The following is a 15,712-nucleotide window of genomic DNA, read 5'->3' as shown; positions in this document are numbered from 1 at the left end:
TAATGGCTCCCTTTGCGGAGGAAACACTGACTAAATGCCTGCGTGGCTCGGCGCCTCGATCGCTGCGCGATGGCCGCCGGCCCGGCCGAGATCTCGGCCAATCCCGCCAGCGTCGGTCGCAATATCCCGAGCGCCGCGTGCTCGAGCACGCTTGCCGATTTATTGAGTGCTTCCCAGTGCCCCGAGCGGCGTTCTCCGCTCGGAGGGCCACCATGCTTATCGTCACGGATATTCCATGAAAAGTGCAGACATCCGACAGGCCTTTCTGAGCTACTTCGAGGAGCGAGGGCACTCCATCGTCCCGTCGAGCTCCCTGGTGCCGGACAACGACCCGACCCTGCTGTTCACCAATGCCGGCATGGTGCCGTTCAAGGACGTCTTCCTGGGGCGCGATCCGCGCCCCTATGTGCGAGCGACTTCGGCCCAGCGCTGCGTGCGCGCCGGCGGCAAGCACAATGACCTGGACAACGTCGGCTATACCGCGCGTCACCACACCTTCTTCGAGATGCTGGGCAACTTCAGCTTCGGTGACTACTTCAAGCGCGATGCCATTCATTTTGCCTGGAACTTCCTCACCGAGGTGCTCGGCCTGCCCAGGGAAAAGCTCTGGGTCACCGTCCATGTCAGCGACGATGAGGCCGAACGCATCTGGAAGGACGAGGTGGGCATCGACCCCGAGCGCTTCTCCCGTCTCGATGAGGACAACTTCTGGCAGATGGGCGATACCGGCCCCTGCGGGCCGAGTTCCGAGGTCTTCTTCGACCATGGCCCCGAGGTGTGGGGTGGACCTCCCGGCAGCCCCGAGGAGGACGGCGACCGCTACATCGAGGTCTGGAACCTGGTGTTCATGCAGTACGACCGCGATGCCGCCGGCAACATGAACCCCTTGCCCAAGCCGTCCATCGATACCGGCATGGGGCTGGAGCGCATCGCCGCGGTCATGCAGGGCGTGCACTCGAACTACGAGATCGACCTGTTCCAGAACCTGCTCGCCGCCGCTGCCGAAGCCACCGGGCATGATGACACCTCCGCGCCTTCGCTGCGCGTGATCGCCGATCACATTCGCTCCTGCGCCTTCCTGGTGGCCGACGGCGTGCTGCCGTCCAACGAGGGGCGCGGCTATGTACTGCGGCGCATCATCCGGCGTGCCGTGCGTCACGGTCACAAGCTCGGAGCCCAGGGCTGTTTCTTCCACAAGCTGGTGGCGGCGCTGGACGCCGAGATGGGCGAGGCCTATCCGGAGCTGCGCGAGGCCCGCGATCAGATCGAGCGCGTGCTGCTCAAGGAAGAGGAGCAGTTTGCGCGGACCCTGGAGCATGGCATGGGATTGCTCGGGGAAGCGCTGGATGCCCTCGAGGGCGATACCCTGCCCGGGGAGACGGTGTTCAAGCTCTATGACACCTATGGCTTCCCCTTCGACCTGACCGCGGATGTATGCCGCGAGCGCGGGGTCTCGCTGGACGAGGCCGGTTTCGAGCGCGAACTGGAGGCCCAGCGTGAGCGCGCCCGGGCAGCCAGCCAGTTCGGCGTCGACTACGGTGCGGCGCTGGAGCTCGAGGGCCAGACCGATTTTACCGGCTACGACCGGCTCGAGGATCGCGCCACCGTGGTGGCCCTGGTCGACGAGCAGGGCAATGCCCTGGCACGGCTCGAGGCCGAGCAGCGGGGCGTGGTGGTGCTCGACCGCACGCCCTTCTATGGCGAGTCCGGGGGCCAGGTCGGCGACACCGGCTATCTCGAGCTCGAGGGCGGGCGTTTCCTCGTCGAGGACACCCAGAAGCAGGCAGGGCATCATCTGCACCAGGGGCGCCTGCTCGAAGGCGAGCTCGAGGTTGGCGCCAGCGTGACGCCGCGCGTCGACCCGAGCCTGCGGGCCGCCACGGTACGCAACCACTCGGCGACCCACCTGCTGCACCAGGCATTGCGTATGGTGCTGGGCGATCACGTTCAGCAGAAGGGCTCGCTGGTGACTCCGGAGCGGCTGCGTTTCGACTTCAGCCACTTCGAGCCGATGACCGCCGAGCAGCTGGCCGAGGTCGAGCGACTGGTCAATGAGCAGGTGCTGGCCAACGCGCCGACCCGCATCGAGCACATGACGCTCGACGAGGCGAAGGAAAAGGGTGCGGCGGCGCTGTTCGAAGCCAAGTACGCCGACAGCGTGCGGGTGCTGACCATCGGTGCCGACGATTTCTCCATCGAACTGTGCGGCGGGACTCACGTGGCGCGCAGCGGCGACATCGGCTGTTGCCACATCGTCGCCGAAGCCGGCATCGCCAGTGGCGTGCGCCGTATCGAGGCGATCACCGGTGAAGGCGCCCTGGCCTACTTCCGCGAGCAGGAAGCGCGAGTGGCGCGCATCGGCGAGCGTCTGAAGGCCAAGCCGGAGCAGGTCGAGGAGCGCGTGACCTCGCTGGTCGAGCGCAACCGCGAGCTGGAAAAGGAACTCGAGCGCCTCAAGGCCAAGCTGGCCAGCGCCGCCGGCAGCGACATGCTCGGCGAAGCCCACGAGGTCAAGGGCATCAAGGTGCTGGCCAAGCGCCTCGAGGGCGTCTCCGGCAAGGAGCTGCGCGGCCTGCTCGACCAGCTCAAGAACAAGCTCGGCTCGGGCGTGGTGGTGCTCGGCGTGGGCGATGAACAGGCCGGCAAGGTCAGCCTGATCGCCGGCGTCACCGATGACCTGACCGGCCGGATCAAGGCCGGTGAGCTGGTCAATCACGTGGCCTCGCAGGTCGGCGGCAAGGGCGGGGGACGCCCCGACATGGCCCAGGCCGGTGGCAGCGATGTCCCGGCCCTGCCCGGTGCGCTGGATAGCGTGCCCGTGTGGGTCGAGTCGAAGCTCTGATGATCATCGGGGCCGAAGGCGGGATGCCTTCGGCCCCTGGTTTATAAAGCCAACCGTTTTCATTCGAACGTTAACCCGGATACGAGGGACAACGATAAAATGGCACTATACGTACAGAAGTTCGGCGGCACCTCGGTGGGCTCCGTGGAGCGTATCAAGGCCGTGGCCGAAAAGGTCAAGGGCTTCCGTGACGAGGGGCACCAGGTCGTGGTCGTGGTTTCCGCGATGAGCGGCGAGACCAACCGGTTGATCGGTCTGGCCAACGACATCAACGACGAGCCGACGCCGCGCGAGATGGACATGCTGGTCTCCACCGGCGAGCAGGTGACCATCTCGCTGCTGGCCATGGCACTGCACAAGCTCGGCGTGCCGGCCACCTCTTATACCGGTTCCCAGGTCGGCATCATGACCGACAGCGCCCACACCAAGGCGCGTATCCAGCGCATCGAGACCGAGGACATGCGCCAGGACCTGAACGACGGCCAGGTCGCCGTGGTCGCCGGTTTCCAGGGCGTCGACGAGGAAGGCAACATCACCACCCTCGGCCGTGGCGGCTCCGACACCACCGGGGTGGCCCTGGCCGCGGCGCTGGGCGCCGACGAGTGCCAGATCTACACCGATGTCGACGGCGTCTATACCACTGACCCGCGGGTCTGCTCCCGGGCCCAGCGCCTGGACACCATCACCGTCGAGGAGATGCTGGAACTGGCGAGCCTGGGCTCCAAGGTCCTGCAGATCCGCGCCGTCGAGTTCGCCGGCAAATACAATGTTCCGCTGCGCGTGCTGTCCAGTTTCGAGGACGGCCCCGGCACACTGATCGTCGCAGATTCCGACAAAGACGAGGACTCCATGGAAGAACCGCTGATCTCCGGTATCGCCTTCACCGCCAACGAGGCCAAGCTGACCCTGCTCAACACGCCGGACGTACCCGGTGTGGCATCGCGCATCCTGGGGCCGATCGCCGATGCCAACATCGAGATCGACATGATCGTGCAGAACGTGGCGCCGGCCGGCGATTACACCGACTTCACCTTCACCGTGGCCAAGAGCGACTACAAGCAGACCCTGCGCATCCTCGAGGAGCAGGTGCTGCCCGCGCTGGGCGAGGGCGAGGTCAAGGGTGACGACAACATCGCCAAGGTCTCGCTGGTGGGTGTCGGCATGCGTTCCCATGCCGGCGTGGCGTCCAAGATGTTCCGTGTGCTGTCGGAAGAGAACATCAATATCCGTATGGTTTCCACCTCCGAGATCAAGATCTCCGTGGTGATCGACGAGAAGCACATGGAGTTGGCGGTACGCGCCCTGCACAAGGCTTTCGGGCTCGACAAGGCCGATATCGAAAGTGAATAACGGCATCGGGGTTCGCCGACAGCTTCTACGCTGATAGGGAGTCCATGACACTGGGGTGAAAGGGCTTCCCTTCAACGTGACGATCCAGTGTCATGGTCGGCGCTATTGGCTCGGGGGCGACATCGTGCCATGGTGTGATGCGCCGTCGTCCCCGTAGGTGGCAGCATCCCGTAGCCAGAAGTCTGAAAAGGAGATCAGTCATGCTCATCCTGACCCGCCGCGTCGGCGAAACCCTGATGATCGGTGACGACATCACCGTCACTGTCCTTGGGGTAAAGGGCAACCAGGTCCGCATTGGTGTTAACGCACCCAAGGATGTCGCCGTGCACCGCGAAGAGATCTATCAGCGCATCCAGCGCGAGAAATCCGACGACGATGTCGACGACGAGACGCCTTGAATCTCGATACCGGCGTGTACCGACGCCGGATCGAGCGAGAAAAGTTCTCCGGGTGCTGGACAATGGCCTTTTAAATCGGTAGGATGCGCACCGTGCCGATGAGGGAGAGGTGGCCGAGTGGCTGAAGGCGCTCCCCTGCTAAGGGAGTAAGGGGTTAATAGCCCCTTCGAGGGTTCGAATCCCTCCCTCTCCGCCATTGTTCGGCACGGTGAAGGTTGCGCCCGTAGCTCAGCTGGATAGAGTACCTGACTACGAATCAGGCGGTCGGAGGTTCGAATCCTCCCGGGCGCGCCACTTTCCTCAAGATGGGTCCCCATCCATCGAGCCTAGGAAGATTCACCGTCAATTTCAACGACTCGTTCGTTGTGTGCTGCGCCCGTAGCTCAGCTGGATAGAGTACCTGACTACGAATCAGGCGGTCGGAGGTTCGAATCCTCCCGGGCGCGCCAGATCCCGACCCGTCCTCCACGCGAGGGCGGGTCTTTTGGTTTCATGGCAGGCTTGCCATTAGCTGGGCCCTTTACTCTGGAGGAGCGGGGTCCTGAGATCGTTCGAGGCGCCGTCGCAATGCGACGAGCGCCTCTTTTTTTGATTCCTTCTCTTGATCCCTTTCGTATCCGATTCAGACCGTTTCGTCCAGGGCGTTGGCGTGACGCGAATTCGCTGGCTCGGGAGGCATTGCGGCGGGAGGGGCGATGTGAGTGAGGCTCGTCCGTTCCACGACGAAATCGACGAAGGTGCGGACCTTCGGCGAGATGAGTCGCCCTCCCGGGAAGACGGCGTTGAACTCGACTTCCGGGCCTTCCCACTCCGGCAGAATACGCCGCAGTTGGTGTTCTTCCGGCCCCAGGCAGGCCACGGCCTCGCTGGCCAGCATCAGACCCGAGCCGTCGAGCAATAGCCCCCGCAGCACGAAAGGATCGTTGGCGACGGCAACGGGGTCCAGCTCGATTTCCTGCTGCTGGATGCCCTTGTGCAACTGCCAGAAGAAACGCTGCCCACGTTGGTCGGTACTCCGGGCCAGGGTGGGATGGTAGGCCAGGTCGGCCGGTTCCCGTGGCTCGCCGTGTCGCGCGATATAGCGGCTGCTGGCATAGATGAAGGAGCGGTATCGAGCCAGGGGGCGAGCCACCAGGCTGGAATCCGGCAGCGGGCCGATGCGCAGGGCGACGTCGATCTGTTGGGCGACCAGGTCGAGTCGTTCATTGGAGAGCACCAGGTCGATCTTCACTTCCGGGTAGAGGGTGCGGAAATCCCGCATCAGAGCCGAGGTGAAGTCGGTGCACATGGTGAAGGGCGCGGTGACCCGCAGCCAGCCGCGCGGATTGCCTTCGAGCCGTTGCACGGCGCTCTCGGCTTCGCCGAGTTCCTCCACGATACGGTGGCAATAATCGTAATAGACACCACCGGCCTCGGTCAGGCTCAACCGGCGGGTGGTGCGGTTCAGCAGGCGTGCTCCCAGGCGCAGTTCCAGCGCTTGAATCTTGCGGCTCACGGTGGTCTTGGGAATGCTCAGCAATCTGGAGGCTGCAGTGAAACTGCCTTGTTCCACGACTCTGGCGAAGATCAAGGCATCGTTGAGATCTTGCTGCATCATCGGCGTCCTGTGTAAGCCGGCTAACTGTTCCGTCAGTGGAACAGTATTTCCCTGATATCCCGGCTAATCAAAAATCCCTTCGGCTTCTAAGGTGGTGTGCTGCAGCGCATGCCGACGATGTCGATTTTCCTTCATCCCATACGATTAGAAGGGCATTCACGACATTTCATCCGCCATGACCTGGCGGTTGCCGGCTATGCATTCGCCGTCACGAGTCGATCGAGGGACTGCCATGGACGTCCACAAGATGTTCTTGCCATCGTTGCGTCAGCATCTCCCCATGGTGGCCGCCATGGGAATGGGATTAAGCGTACTGGCCGGTTGCGACAGCCAGGCCGACAGTGCCCCGGAGGAACCACCTCCTCCTCAGGTTAGCGTGGCTGAGGTCGTGGTCAAGGACGTGAATTTCTGGGACGAATTCACCGGACGCATCGATGCGGTGGATGAGGTGGAGTTGCGTCCGCGCGTCTCGGGTTACCTGGATGAGATCCACTACAGCGAGGGCCAGACCGTGGAGAAGGGGGAGGTGCTGTTCACCATCGACCCACGCCCCTACCAGGCCGATCTGGCCCGCGCCGAGGCCGAACTCGAGCGTGCCCGCGCCAGGGCCGAATTGACCCGCAGCGAGGCCGCCCGGGCCGAGACCCTGGCTCAGTCCCGCTCCATTTCCCGCGAGGTGCTGGATCAACGCCGGGCCACCGCCGCCCAGGCCGAGGCCGATATCCTGGCTGCCCAGGCCGAGGTCGAGAGGGCGCGCCTGAATGTGGAATTCACCGAGGTGCGAGCGCCCATTTCGGGGCGTACGGGGCGCGCCCTGGTGACCGTCGGCAACCTGGTGTCGGATGCCACGCCGCTGACCTCCATCGTCTCGCTGGACAAGGTCCATGTCCATTTCTACAGCGACGAGCAGACCTTCCTGAACTACGGCGAACTGGCGCGTTCCGGCGAACGCTCGAGTTCTCGCGAGGAGCGAACGCCAGTGCGCGTCGGGCTGGCCAACGACACCGGCTATCCATACGCGGGCGAGGTGGACTTCGTCGATAACAGCCTGGATGCCACCACGGGCACCATGATGGTCCGCGCCGTGCTCGACAATGACGAGGGGCGCTTCACGCCGGGCATGTTCGCCCGTGTGCAACTGCTCGGCAGCAGTGCCGAAGATGCCGTACTGATCGACGACAAGGCGGTGTTGACCGATCAAGACCGCAAGTATGTCTACGTCGTCGACGATCAGGGGGTTGCCCTGCGCAAGGACATTCGGCCGGGGCGCATGGCCGATGGGCTCAGGGTGATCGAGACGGGGTTGGAGCCGGGAGAGCGCGTGGTGGTCAAGGGCGCCCATCGGATCTTCTATCCGGGCATGCAGGTGGCGGCGGAAAGCGTCGACATGAGGGGAGCGTCCAGGCCCGCCGAACTGGCCGCCCACTAGGCTTCGACTCGATATCTTCCAGCGTGGTCGCCGCACGCTCCAGGTGTCGGCGGCCGATCGGACTTCATCACCGAGTGCAGGCACTTTTCGTACAGACCTTGGGGTGGGCGCCGCGCGTCCGGCCTGAAGGGGAGGCATTGCCATGGATTTTGCGAAGTTCTTCGTCGACCGCCCGATCTTTGCCGCGGTGCTGTCGATTCTCATCTTTGTCGCCGGCGTGATCACCATTCCGCTGATGCCGGTCAGCGAGTATCCGGACGTGGTACCGCCCTCGGTCGTGGTGCGCACGGCCTATCCGGGGGCCAACCCCAAGGTCATCGCCGAGACGGTGGCCACCCCGCTGGAAGAGTCGATCAACGGTGTCGAGGACATGATGTACCTCAAGTCGGTGGCCGGCTCCGACGGCGTGCTGCAGATGACCGTGACCTTCCGCCCCGGTACCGATCCGGACGACGCGGCGGTCAAGGTGCAGAACCGGGTCAGCCAGGCGCTGGCGCGGTTGCCCGAGGATGTGCGACGACAGGGTGTGACCACGCAAAAGCAGTCGCCGACCTTTTTGATGGTCGTGCATCTGACTTCGCCCGATGGTCGCTACGACACGCTCTACTTGCGCAACTATGCACGGCTGCACGTCAAGGATGCGCTGGCACGTCTTCAGGGGGTCGGGGAGGCGCAGATCTTCGGTGGTGGCGATTACGCCATGCGGGCCTGGCTCGACCCGGACAAGGTTGCCGCGCGGGGACTGACGGCCAGCGATGTGGTGCAGGCGATACGCGAGCAGAACGTTCAGGTCTCGGCCGGCCAGCTCGGCGCCGAGCCCATGCCCGACAGTGACTTCCTGACCCTGATCAATGCCCGGGGGCGCCTGGCTACTGAGCAGGAGTTCGGCGACATCGTGCTCAAGAGCAGCGCCGATGGTGAAATCGTGCGGCTGGCCGATGTCGCTCGCCTGGAACTCGGCGCCGGCGACTACACCCTGCGCTCTCAACTGGATGGCAAGGATGCGGTCGCCATCGGCGTCTTTCAGGCGCCGGGCGCGAATGCCCTGGAGATCCAGGAGCAGGTCATCGATACCATGGACGAACTGTCCCAGTGGTTCCCGGAAGGTGTCGAGTACGAGGCGGTGTACGACACCACCATCTTCGTGCGCGACTCCATAAAGTCGGTGATCAAGACGCTGCTCGAGGCGGTGCTGCTGGTGGTATTGGTGGTCACGCTCTTCCTGCAGACCTGGCGCGCCTCGATCATTCCCTTGATCGCAGTGCCGGTATCGGTGGTGGGTACCTTCGCCGTGCTCTACCTGCTGGGCTTCTCGATCAATACCCTGACCTTGTTCGGCCTGGTACTGGCGATCGGCATCGTGGTCGACGACGCCATCGTGGTGGTCGAGAACGTCGAGCGCAACATCGGGGAAGGCCTGGCACCACTGGCGGCCGCGCATCAGGCGATGCGGGAGGTCTCCGGCCCGATCATCGCCATCGGCCTGGTGCTGTGCGCGGTCTTCGTGCCGATGGCGTTTCTGTCCGGTGTCACCGGGCAGTTCTACCGCCAGTTCGCGGCGACCATCGCCATCTCCACGGTCATCTCCACGATCAACTCGCTGACCCTGTCGCCGGCCCTGGCGGCGATGCTGCTCAAGCCACATGATGCGCCCAAGGATCGACTGACGCGCTTGATCGACCTGTTGCTCGGCTGGGTGTTCCGTCCCTTCAATCGCTTCTTCGGCAGCAGCTCGGAGAAGTATCAGGGGGCGGTCGCGCGATCGCTGCATCGGCGGGGTGCCGTGTTCGTGGTCTATGCGCTGTTGCTGGCGGGGACCGGGCTGATGTTCCAGGCGGTTCCGCCGGGCTTCATTCCGACCCAGGACAAGCAGTACCTGATCGCTGGCGTCAAGCTGCCGGAAGGGGCCTCTCTGTCGCGTACCGATGAGCTTTTGAGCCAGGTCGGCGATATCGCCATGGAGAGCGAGGAGGTGACGCACTCGATCGCCTTCCCGGGGCTCAATGCGCTGCAGTTCACCAACACGCCGAACAGTGGTGTGGTCTTCCTGACCCTGTCGCCGTTCGACGAACGAAGTCGCTCGGCGGCCGAGATCAACGCCGAGATCAACCAGAAGATCGCCGGCCTGCAGGGCGGTTTCACCTTCTCGTTCATGCCACCGCCGATCCTGGGGCTGGGCAATGGCAATGGCTGGCAGATGTTCGTCGAGGATCGCGCCGGCCTGGGCTACGGGGCGTTGCAGAACGCGGTACAGGGCTTTCAGGGAGCGATTGCTCAGACCGAGGGGATGGGCTTTCCGATCACCAGCTATCAGGCCAACGTGCCCCAGCTCGACGCCGGGGTCGATCGGATCAAGGCCAAGGCCCAGGGCGTGCCGTTGACGGCGTTGTTCGATACCTTGCAGACCTATCTCGGCTCGACCTACGTCAACGACTTCAATCGGTTCGGCCGCACCTGGCAGGTGATCGCCCAGGCCGATGCTTCCTTCCGCGATGATGTCGAGGACATCGCCGACCTGCGTACCCGCAACGAGAACGGCGAGATGGTGCCGATCGGCTCGATGGTGCGGATCGACCAGACATTCGGCCCGGATCCGGTGCTGCGCTACAACGGCTATCCTGCTGCCGACCTGGCCGGCGAGGCGGATCCCCGCGTACTGTCCTCGACACAGGCGATGGAAGCACTCGAGGAGCTCGCCGCCAAGGTATTGCCCAATGGCATGGACATCGAGTGGACGGATCTGAGCTATCAGCAGGCCACCCAGGGCAATGCCGCGCTGGTGGTGTTCCCGTTGTCGGTGATGCTGGTCTTCCTGGCCCTGGCCGCGCTCTACGAGAGCTGGACCCTGCCGCTGGCTGTGATCCTGATCGTGCCGATGTGCATGCTGTCGGCCTTGCTCGGGGTGTGGTTCATGAAGGGCGACAACAACATCTTCGTTCAGGTGGGGCTGGTGGTGTTGATCGGCCTGGCATGCAAGAACGCCATCCTGATCGTCGAGTTCGCCCGGGAACTGGAGCGCCAGGGGCGGGGTATCGTCGAGGCGGCGCTGGAAGCCTGCCGTCTGCGCCTGCGGCCGATCATCATGACCTCGATCACCTTCACCGCCGCGGTGGTCCCGCTGATGCTGGCCAGCGGCGCCGGTGCCGAGGTGCGTCAGGCGCTCGGCGTGGCCGTCTTCGCCGGCATGCTCGGCGTGACGCTGTTCGGGCTCTTCCTGACGCCGGTGTTCTATGTCGCGCTGCGCAAGCTGGTGACGCGCAGCGAGCGGGCGCAGCCGGAAGCGGAAGGCTATCAGGCGTGAATGGCGCCATCCTTGTATGAACCATTCGAGGCGCGGGCCATGGGTCCGCGCCTCGTCGTCTCTAAGGCTTTCTTCCCGTCATGCCGGCAAGGCCGGCGCCTCGGAAGTCATCGACGCCCGTAGTCCTGCCAGAAAGTCATCCAGCTCGGTGATGCGACGCAGTGCCTGGAAGCAGCGTGCCGCCTCGGGGTCCCGTCCACGCATGTGGTTCATCCACTGCTTTAGTCGCGCCACCACCGTCTTGGATGAAAGTATGCTACGCTGCATTGCAGCATAATCGAGCAGCAGACTGGCCTTGTCGGCCCATGGGGTCGGGGGAAGGTGTTCGCCGGTGCCCTGCCAGTGGCGGATGCGGGGCGCCAGGCCGGAGTCGGCCAGGGCGCCGCGACCGAGCATGACATCGCGGCAGCCCGAGAGCGTGCGGGCCTTCCAGTAATCCTCGAGGGTCCAGATGTCGCCGTTCGCGATCACCGGGATCGACAGTCGGCGGCGTATGCGGCCGATCCACTCCCAGTGCGCCGGCGGGCGATAGCCCTCGTTGCGCGTGCGGGCGTGGACCACCAGTTGGCTGGCGCCGCCGTCCTCGGTGGCACGGGCGCAGTCCAGTGCCAGTCGGCGGTCGGCGAATCCCAGGCGGATCTTGGCCGTTACCGGAATGACGTCGCCCACGGCGTCGTGGACGGCGCTGACGGCAGTGCGCAGGCGCCAGGGGGTGCGCAACATGGAAGCGCCCCCGTCGTGTCGGTTGACCAGTTTGGCAGGGCAGCCGAAGTTGAGATCGAGACTCGTCGCGCCGAGCGCGAGCGCCTGACGCGCGTTGGCCGCCAGCGCCACGGGGTCCGAGCCCAGCAATTGCAGGTGCACGGGAGCGCCGCTGGGCGTGCGAGGGTCCCCGCCGGCCAGTTCGGGACAGTGGCGCAGGAAGACGCGTGGCGGCAGGCGAGCGTCCACCACGCGCACGAATTCGGTCACCGTCCAGTCGATGCCGGCGGTGCGGGTCAGCAGGTCGCGTGTCGCGGCATCGATGACCCCTTCCATAGGGGCTAGGCCGATGCGACCATCATGTAGTAAATTAACAACGTCGACTTCCACCATGGCGTCATTGTAATTCATTGCGAGGTTGGCAGGTTATAGCCTCAGCATTCATGCGCTTGTCATCGGCATGTAAGGGTGGCAGCGCGAACGAGGAGCAGACCGCATGCAGGATACGCAGTTATTGAACGAGGGCTTTGCCCTGATGGGGCTCGGCATGGGGTTCGTATTCGTCTTCCTGACCGTTCTGGTGATCACCACGACCCTGATGTCCCGGATCATCGGGCGATATTTCCCGGAGCCGGCGCCGGCCCATCCCGCCTCGACCTCCGGTCGCTCGGCGGCGGCGCGCGATGACGACGTCATGGCCGCGATCAGCGCCGCCGTGCACCGCCATCGCCGCCGTCACCGACGCTGAGCGATAAGAGAACCGCTTTCCTTGCCCTTCGTTTCATGACGACTCATTTCAGATACAACGATAAGGAAACCCGCATGAATGAAAACGCACGCCCGCTCGGCATCACCGATGTAGTGCTGCGCGATGCTCATCAGTCGCTGTTTGCCACGCGCCTGCGCCTGGACGACATGTTGCCGATTGCCGAGAAGCTCGATCGTGTCGGCTTCCGGTCGCTGGAGTCTTGGGGTGGCGCGACCTTCGACGCCTGTATCCGCTATCTCGGCGAGGATCCGTGGGAGCGGATACGGGCGTTGAAAGAGGCCATGCCCAATACGCCCCAGCAGATGCTGCTGCGGGGCCAGAACCTGCTCGGCTATCGGCACTACGCCGACGACGTGGTCGATCGCTTCGTCGAGCGTGCCAAGACCAACGGGGTCGACGTCTTCCGCATCTTCGACGCCATGAACGACCCGCGCAACCTGGAGCGTGCCATCCGGGCCGTGCGAGCCAACGAAGGCCATGCCCAGGGCACCATTTCCTATACCGTGAGTCCGGTCCACACCATAGAAAGCTGGGTGGAGCTGGCGCGTTCCATCGCCGACATGGGCGCCGATTCCCTGGCGATCAAGGACATGGCGGGCCTGCTCACGCCCTACGATGCCTTCGAACTGGTGTCGCGCCTGAAGAAGGCGCTGGACATTCCCATCCACTTGCACTGTCACGCCACCACCGGCATGTCCACGGCCACCGCGCTCAAGGCCGTGGAAGCGGGGGTCGACAACGTCGATACCGCCATTTCCTCGATGTCGATGACCTATGGCCACAGCCCGACCGAATCGCTGGTGGCCATCCTCAAGGGCACCGAACGCGACACCGGGCTCGACCTTGAACTGCTCGAGGACATCGCCGGCTATTTCCGCGAGGTGCGCAAGAAGTACGCCGCCTTCGAGGGTGCGCTCAAGGGCATCGACTCGCGGATTCTGGTGGCGCAGGTGCCGGGTGGCATGCTCACCAACATGGAGAGCCAGCTCAAGGAACAGGGCGCCGGCGACAAGCTCGACGACGTCCTGACCGAGATTCCCCGGGTGCGCGAGGATCTGGGCTACATCCCCCTGGTGACGCCGACCTCGCAGATCGTCGGCACCCAGGCGGTGATGAACGTGATGATGGGTGAACGCTACAAGTCCATCTCCAAGGAAGTGCAGGCCCTGCTCAAGGGCGAGTATGGCGCCGCGCCCGCCGCCTTCGACCAGGAGCTCCAGACACGCGTCCTCGAAGGCGCCGAGCCCATCACCGAGCGTCCGGCCGATCGCCTGTCGCCGGAGATGGAGCGGCTTTCCGAGGAACTGACGAACAAGGCCAGCGAAGACAAGATCCGCCTGGCCGAGGGCGAGCGGCGTATCGATGATGTGCTGACCTATGCGCTCTTCCCGCAGATCGGCCTGAAGTTCCTCGCCAATCGCGACGATCCCGAGGCCTTCGAGCCGGCGCCCCAGGCACCGGAGAATGGCTCCGCTCCGACGACCACGCCGCCGGCGAAAGCCCAGGTGCCGGCCGCCGACTCGACCGGTCCCGAGACCTATACCGTCAAGGTCAACGGCAAGACCTATGTGGTCGAGGTCGCCGAGGGCGGCGAGATCGGCCGGGTGGAGGAGCAGGCCGCGAGCCCTCAGGCCGCGTCGGCGCCGGCCGCCTCTTCGGGCGAGGCCATCACGGCGCCCCTGGCGGGCAATATCTTCAAGGTCAACGTCAAGCCGGGCGACAGCGTCGCCGAGGGCGATGTGGTGATCATCCTCGAGGCCATGAAGATGGAGACCGAGGTGCGTGCCGCCAGTGCCGGCACTGTTTCGGAGATCAAGGTCAGCGAAGGTGACAGCGTGGCCGTGGGCGACGAGCTGATCGTTCTCTAGAAAGCCTTCGGCACTTCCTCAAGGATGGATTCATGACAGACAAGCTATTGACCCTGTGGCACGGCTCCGGGCTCTACAACCTGGACTGGGGCCAGAGCGTGATGATCCTGGTCGGGCTGGTGCTGCTCTACCTGGCGATCAACAAGAAGTTCGAGCCGCTGTTGCTGGTGCCGATCGGTTTCGGTGGCATCCTGGCCAATATCCCCGAGGCTGGGCTGGCCCTGTCGGCCGCCGAACAGGCCGCCCACCAGGCCGGTCCCCAGGTGCTCGAGAGCCTGGCTTCGGCGCTCGGCGTGGCACTGGACCCGGCCGCCGGAATCGAGAGTGCGCGGCATCTATTGACCGAGACGCTGCACGGCGACACTTCGCCGGCACTGGTGCGCGCCGCCAACGACGCGGCTGTCAGCGCTGGCTATGCCCCCGGCATGCTGCATCAGTTCTACAGCGTGGCGATCGCCTCCGGTGTGGCGCCGCTGGTGATCTTCATGGGCGTCGGCGCCATGACCGATTTCGGCCCACTGCTGGCCAATCCGCGCACGCTGTTCCTGGGGGCCGCCGCCCAGTTCGGTATCTTCGCCACGCTGCTCGGTGCGGTGGGGCTCTCGGCGATGGGCGTGATGGACTTCTCGCTCAAGCAGGCCGCTGCCATCGGCATCATCGGCGGCGCCGACGGGCCGACCTCGATCTATGTCTCGAGCCTGCTGGCACCGGAGCTGCTGGGGGCCATCGCCGTGGCGTCCTATTCCTACATGGCGCTGGTCCCGTTGATCCAGCCGCCGATCATGCGGGCGCTGACCTCGACCCGGGAGCGCGAGATCACCATGACCCAGCTGCGGCCGGTGTCCAAGCTGGAGAAGATCGTCTTTCCGCTGGCGCTGCTGATCCTGGTCGTGCTCTTCCTGCCCGATGCCGCGCCCCTGCTGGGGATGTTCTGCTTCGGCAACCTGATGCGCGAGTGCGGTGTGGTCGAACGGCTCTCCGATACCGCCCAGAATGCCCTGATCAACACCGTGACCATCTTCCTCGGGCTCTCGGTGGGCTCCAAGCTGATGGCGGACCGCTTCCTGGCCCTCGAGACCCTGGGTATCCTCGGTCTCGGCATGGTGGCCTTCGCCATCGGCACGGCCTGCGGCATTCTCATGGCCAAGCTGCTCAATGCGGTCAGCAAGCAGTCGATCAATCCGCTGATCGGCTCCGCCGGGGTCTCGGCGGTGCCCATGGCGGCGCGGGTCTCCAACAAGGTGGGGCTGGAGTCCAATCCCCACAACTTCCTGCTGATGCATGCCATGGGGCCCAATGTGGCCGGCGTCATCGGCTCGGCGGTGGCCGCCGGGGTGATGATCAAGTATCTCGGCTGACCCTGCATGGGGCATCCTTGCCTGCCGTGATGACGATACGGCGCCCTTCGGGGCGCCGTATCGCGTTCCGGGGTCGCCATCCTCCTGTCATCTTTCGC

10 protein-coding genes and 3 tRNA genes are annotated in these 15,712 nt (G+C 64.6%); 11 read left to right on the top strand and 2 right to left on the bottom strand.

Annotation, left to right across the window (positions count from 1 at the left end; genetic code table 11):
• Window positions 1-235: 235 nt before the first annotated feature.
• The 6 genes from alaS to HELO_RS15010 all read left to right on the top strand — a co-directional run bounded on the left by alaS (window position 236) and on the right by HELO_RS15010 (window position 5,039).
• Window positions 236-2,842 carry an alanine--tRNA ligase gene (gene alaS / locus HELO_RS15035; RefSeq protein ID WP_013333499.1) on the top strand — a complete coding sequence of 869 codons (2,607 nt, stop codon included), beginning with the start codon at window positions 236-238 and terminating at the stop codon, window positions 2,840-2,842.
• Window positions 2,843-2,941: 99 nt separating this feature from the next.
• Window positions 2,942-4,192 (top strand): aspartate kinase, encoded by a 1,251-nt coding sequence (locus HELO_RS15030; RefSeq protein ID WP_013333498.1) that lies wholly within the window; start codon window positions 2,942-2,944, stop codon window positions 4,190-4,192.
• A gap of 200 nt (window positions 4,193-4,392) precedes the next feature.
• Entirely contained in the window at window positions 4,393-4,590 is a 198-nt protein-coding gene (gene csrA, locus HELO_RS15025) for a carbon storage regulator CsrA (RefSeq protein ID WP_013333497.1), read from the top strand.
• Window positions 4,591-4,693: 103 nt separating this feature from the next.
• Window positions 4,694-4,786, top strand: a tRNA-Ser gene (locus tag HELO_RS15020).
• A gap of 21 nt (window positions 4,787-4,807) precedes the next feature.
• Window positions 4,808-4,884: transfer RNA gene (locus tag HELO_RS15015), tRNA-Arg, on the top strand.
• A 78-nt stretch (window positions 4,885-4,962) separates the two neighbouring features.
• Window positions 4,963-5,039 (top strand) — tRNA-Arg (locus HELO_RS15010).
• A 173-nt stretch (window positions 5,040-5,212) separates the two neighbouring features.
• On the opposite strand, the gene HELO_RS15005 is transcribed toward HELO_RS15010, so the two are convergent.
• Complete coding sequence (locus tag HELO_RS15005) at window positions 5,213-6,187, bottom strand: LysR family transcriptional regulator (protein WP_013333496.1); 975 nt, start codon at window positions 6,185-6,187, stop codon at window positions 5,213-5,215.
• 247 nt (window positions 6,188-6,434) lie between these two features.
• On the opposite strand from HELO_RS15005, the gene HELO_RS15000 reads away from it, so the two are divergent.
• Window positions 6,435-7,616, top strand: a complete 1,182-nt coding sequence (locus HELO_RS15000; protein WP_049786306.1) for an efflux RND transporter periplasmic adaptor subunit — start codon at window positions 6,435-6,437, stop codon at window positions 7,614-7,616.
• Window positions 7,617-7,758: 142 nt separating this feature from the next.
• On the top strand, window positions 7,759-10,917 hold the full coding sequence (locus HELO_RS14995; protein ID WP_013333494.1) for an efflux RND transporter permease subunit: 3,159 nt from the start codon (window positions 7,759-7,761) through the stop codon (window positions 10,915-10,917).
• A gap of 78 nt (window positions 10,918-10,995) precedes the next feature.
• Here the strand turns inward: HELO_RS14995 and HELO_RS14990 are convergent, their stop codons facing one another.
• Window positions 10,996-11,955, bottom strand: coding sequence for a tRNA dihydrouridine synthase (locus HELO_RS14990; protein ID WP_041602181.1), 960 nt, complete (start codon window positions 11,953-11,955; stop codon window positions 10,996-10,998).
• 160 nt (window positions 11,956-12,115) lie between these two features.
• Here HELO_RS14990 and HELO_RS14985 point away from each other — a divergent pair, with 160 nt between their 5' ends.
• The 3 genes from HELO_RS14985 (at window position 12,116) to HELO_RS14975 (ending at window position 15,614) form a co-directional block, all read left to right on the top strand.
• Window positions 12,116-12,367: an OadG family protein gene (locus HELO_RS14985; RefSeq protein ID WP_013333492.1), complete on the top strand. Its 252-nt coding sequence runs from the start codon at window positions 12,116-12,118 to the stop codon at window positions 12,365-12,367.
• Between the two features lie 74 nt (window positions 12,368-12,441).
• Window positions 12,442-14,256, top strand: coding sequence for a sodium-extruding oxaloacetate decarboxylase subunit alpha (gene oadA, locus HELO_RS14980; RefSeq protein ID WP_013333491.1), 1,815 nt, complete (start codon window positions 12,442-12,444; stop codon window positions 14,254-14,256).
• Window positions 14,257-14,288: 32 nt separating this feature from the next.
• On the top strand, window positions 14,289-15,614 hold the full coding sequence (locus HELO_RS14975) for a sodium ion-translocating decarboxylase subunit beta (RefSeq protein ID WP_013333490.1): 1,326 nt from the start codon (window positions 14,289-14,291) through the stop codon (window positions 15,612-15,614).
• The last annotated feature ends 98 nt before the right edge of the window (window positions 15,615-15,712 follow it).

Origin of the sequence: Halomonas elongata DSM 2581 (assembly GCF_000196875.2) — a bacterium.
In the GTDB taxonomy this organism is placed as follows: domain Bacteria; phylum Pseudomonadota; class Gammaproteobacteria; order Pseudomonadales; family Halomonadaceae; genus Halomonas; species Halomonas elongata.
The sequence above is the reverse complement of the archived record's forward strand: the minus strand, read 5'-3'. Positions and strand labels throughout refer to the sequence as shown.

Coding starts and splice junctions, on each gene's coding strand:
- HELO_RS15005 (WP_013333496.1), bottom strand. CDS start 6,187: ATGATGCAGCAAGATCTCAACGATGCCTTGATCTTCGCCAGAGTCGTG.
- csrA (WP_013333497.1), top strand. CDS start 4,393: ATGCTCATCCTGACCCGCCGCGTCGGCGAAACCCTGATGATCGGTGAC.
- HELO_RS15000 (WP_049786306.1), top strand. CDS start 6,435: ATGTTCTTGCCATCGTTGCGTCAGCATCTCCCCATGGTGGCCGCCATG.
- alaS (WP_013333499.1), top strand. CDS start 236: ATGAAAAGTGCAGACATCCGACAGGCCTTTCTGAGCTACTTCGAGGAG.
- HELO_RS14975 (WP_013333490.1), top strand. CDS start 14,289: ATGACAGACAAGCTATTGACCCTGTGGCACGGCTCCGGGCTCTACAAC.
- HELO_RS14990 (WP_041602181.1), bottom strand. CDS start 11,955: ATGGAAGGGGTCATCGATGCCGCGACACGCGACCTGCTGACCCGCACC.
- HELO_RS15030 (WP_013333498.1), top strand. CDS start 2,942: ATGGCACTATACGTACAGAAGTTCGGCGGCACCTCGGTGGGCTCCGTG.
- HELO_RS14985 (WP_013333492.1), top strand. CDS start 12,116: ATGCAGGATACGCAGTTATTGAACGAGGGCTTTGCCCTGATGGGGCTC.
- HELO_RS14995 (WP_013333494.1), top strand. CDS start 7,759: ATGGATTTTGCGAAGTTCTTCGTCGACCGCCCGATCTTTGCCGCGGTG.
- oadA (WP_013333491.1), top strand. CDS start 12,442: ATGAATGAAAACGCACGCCCGCTCGGCATCACCGATGTAGTGCTGCGC.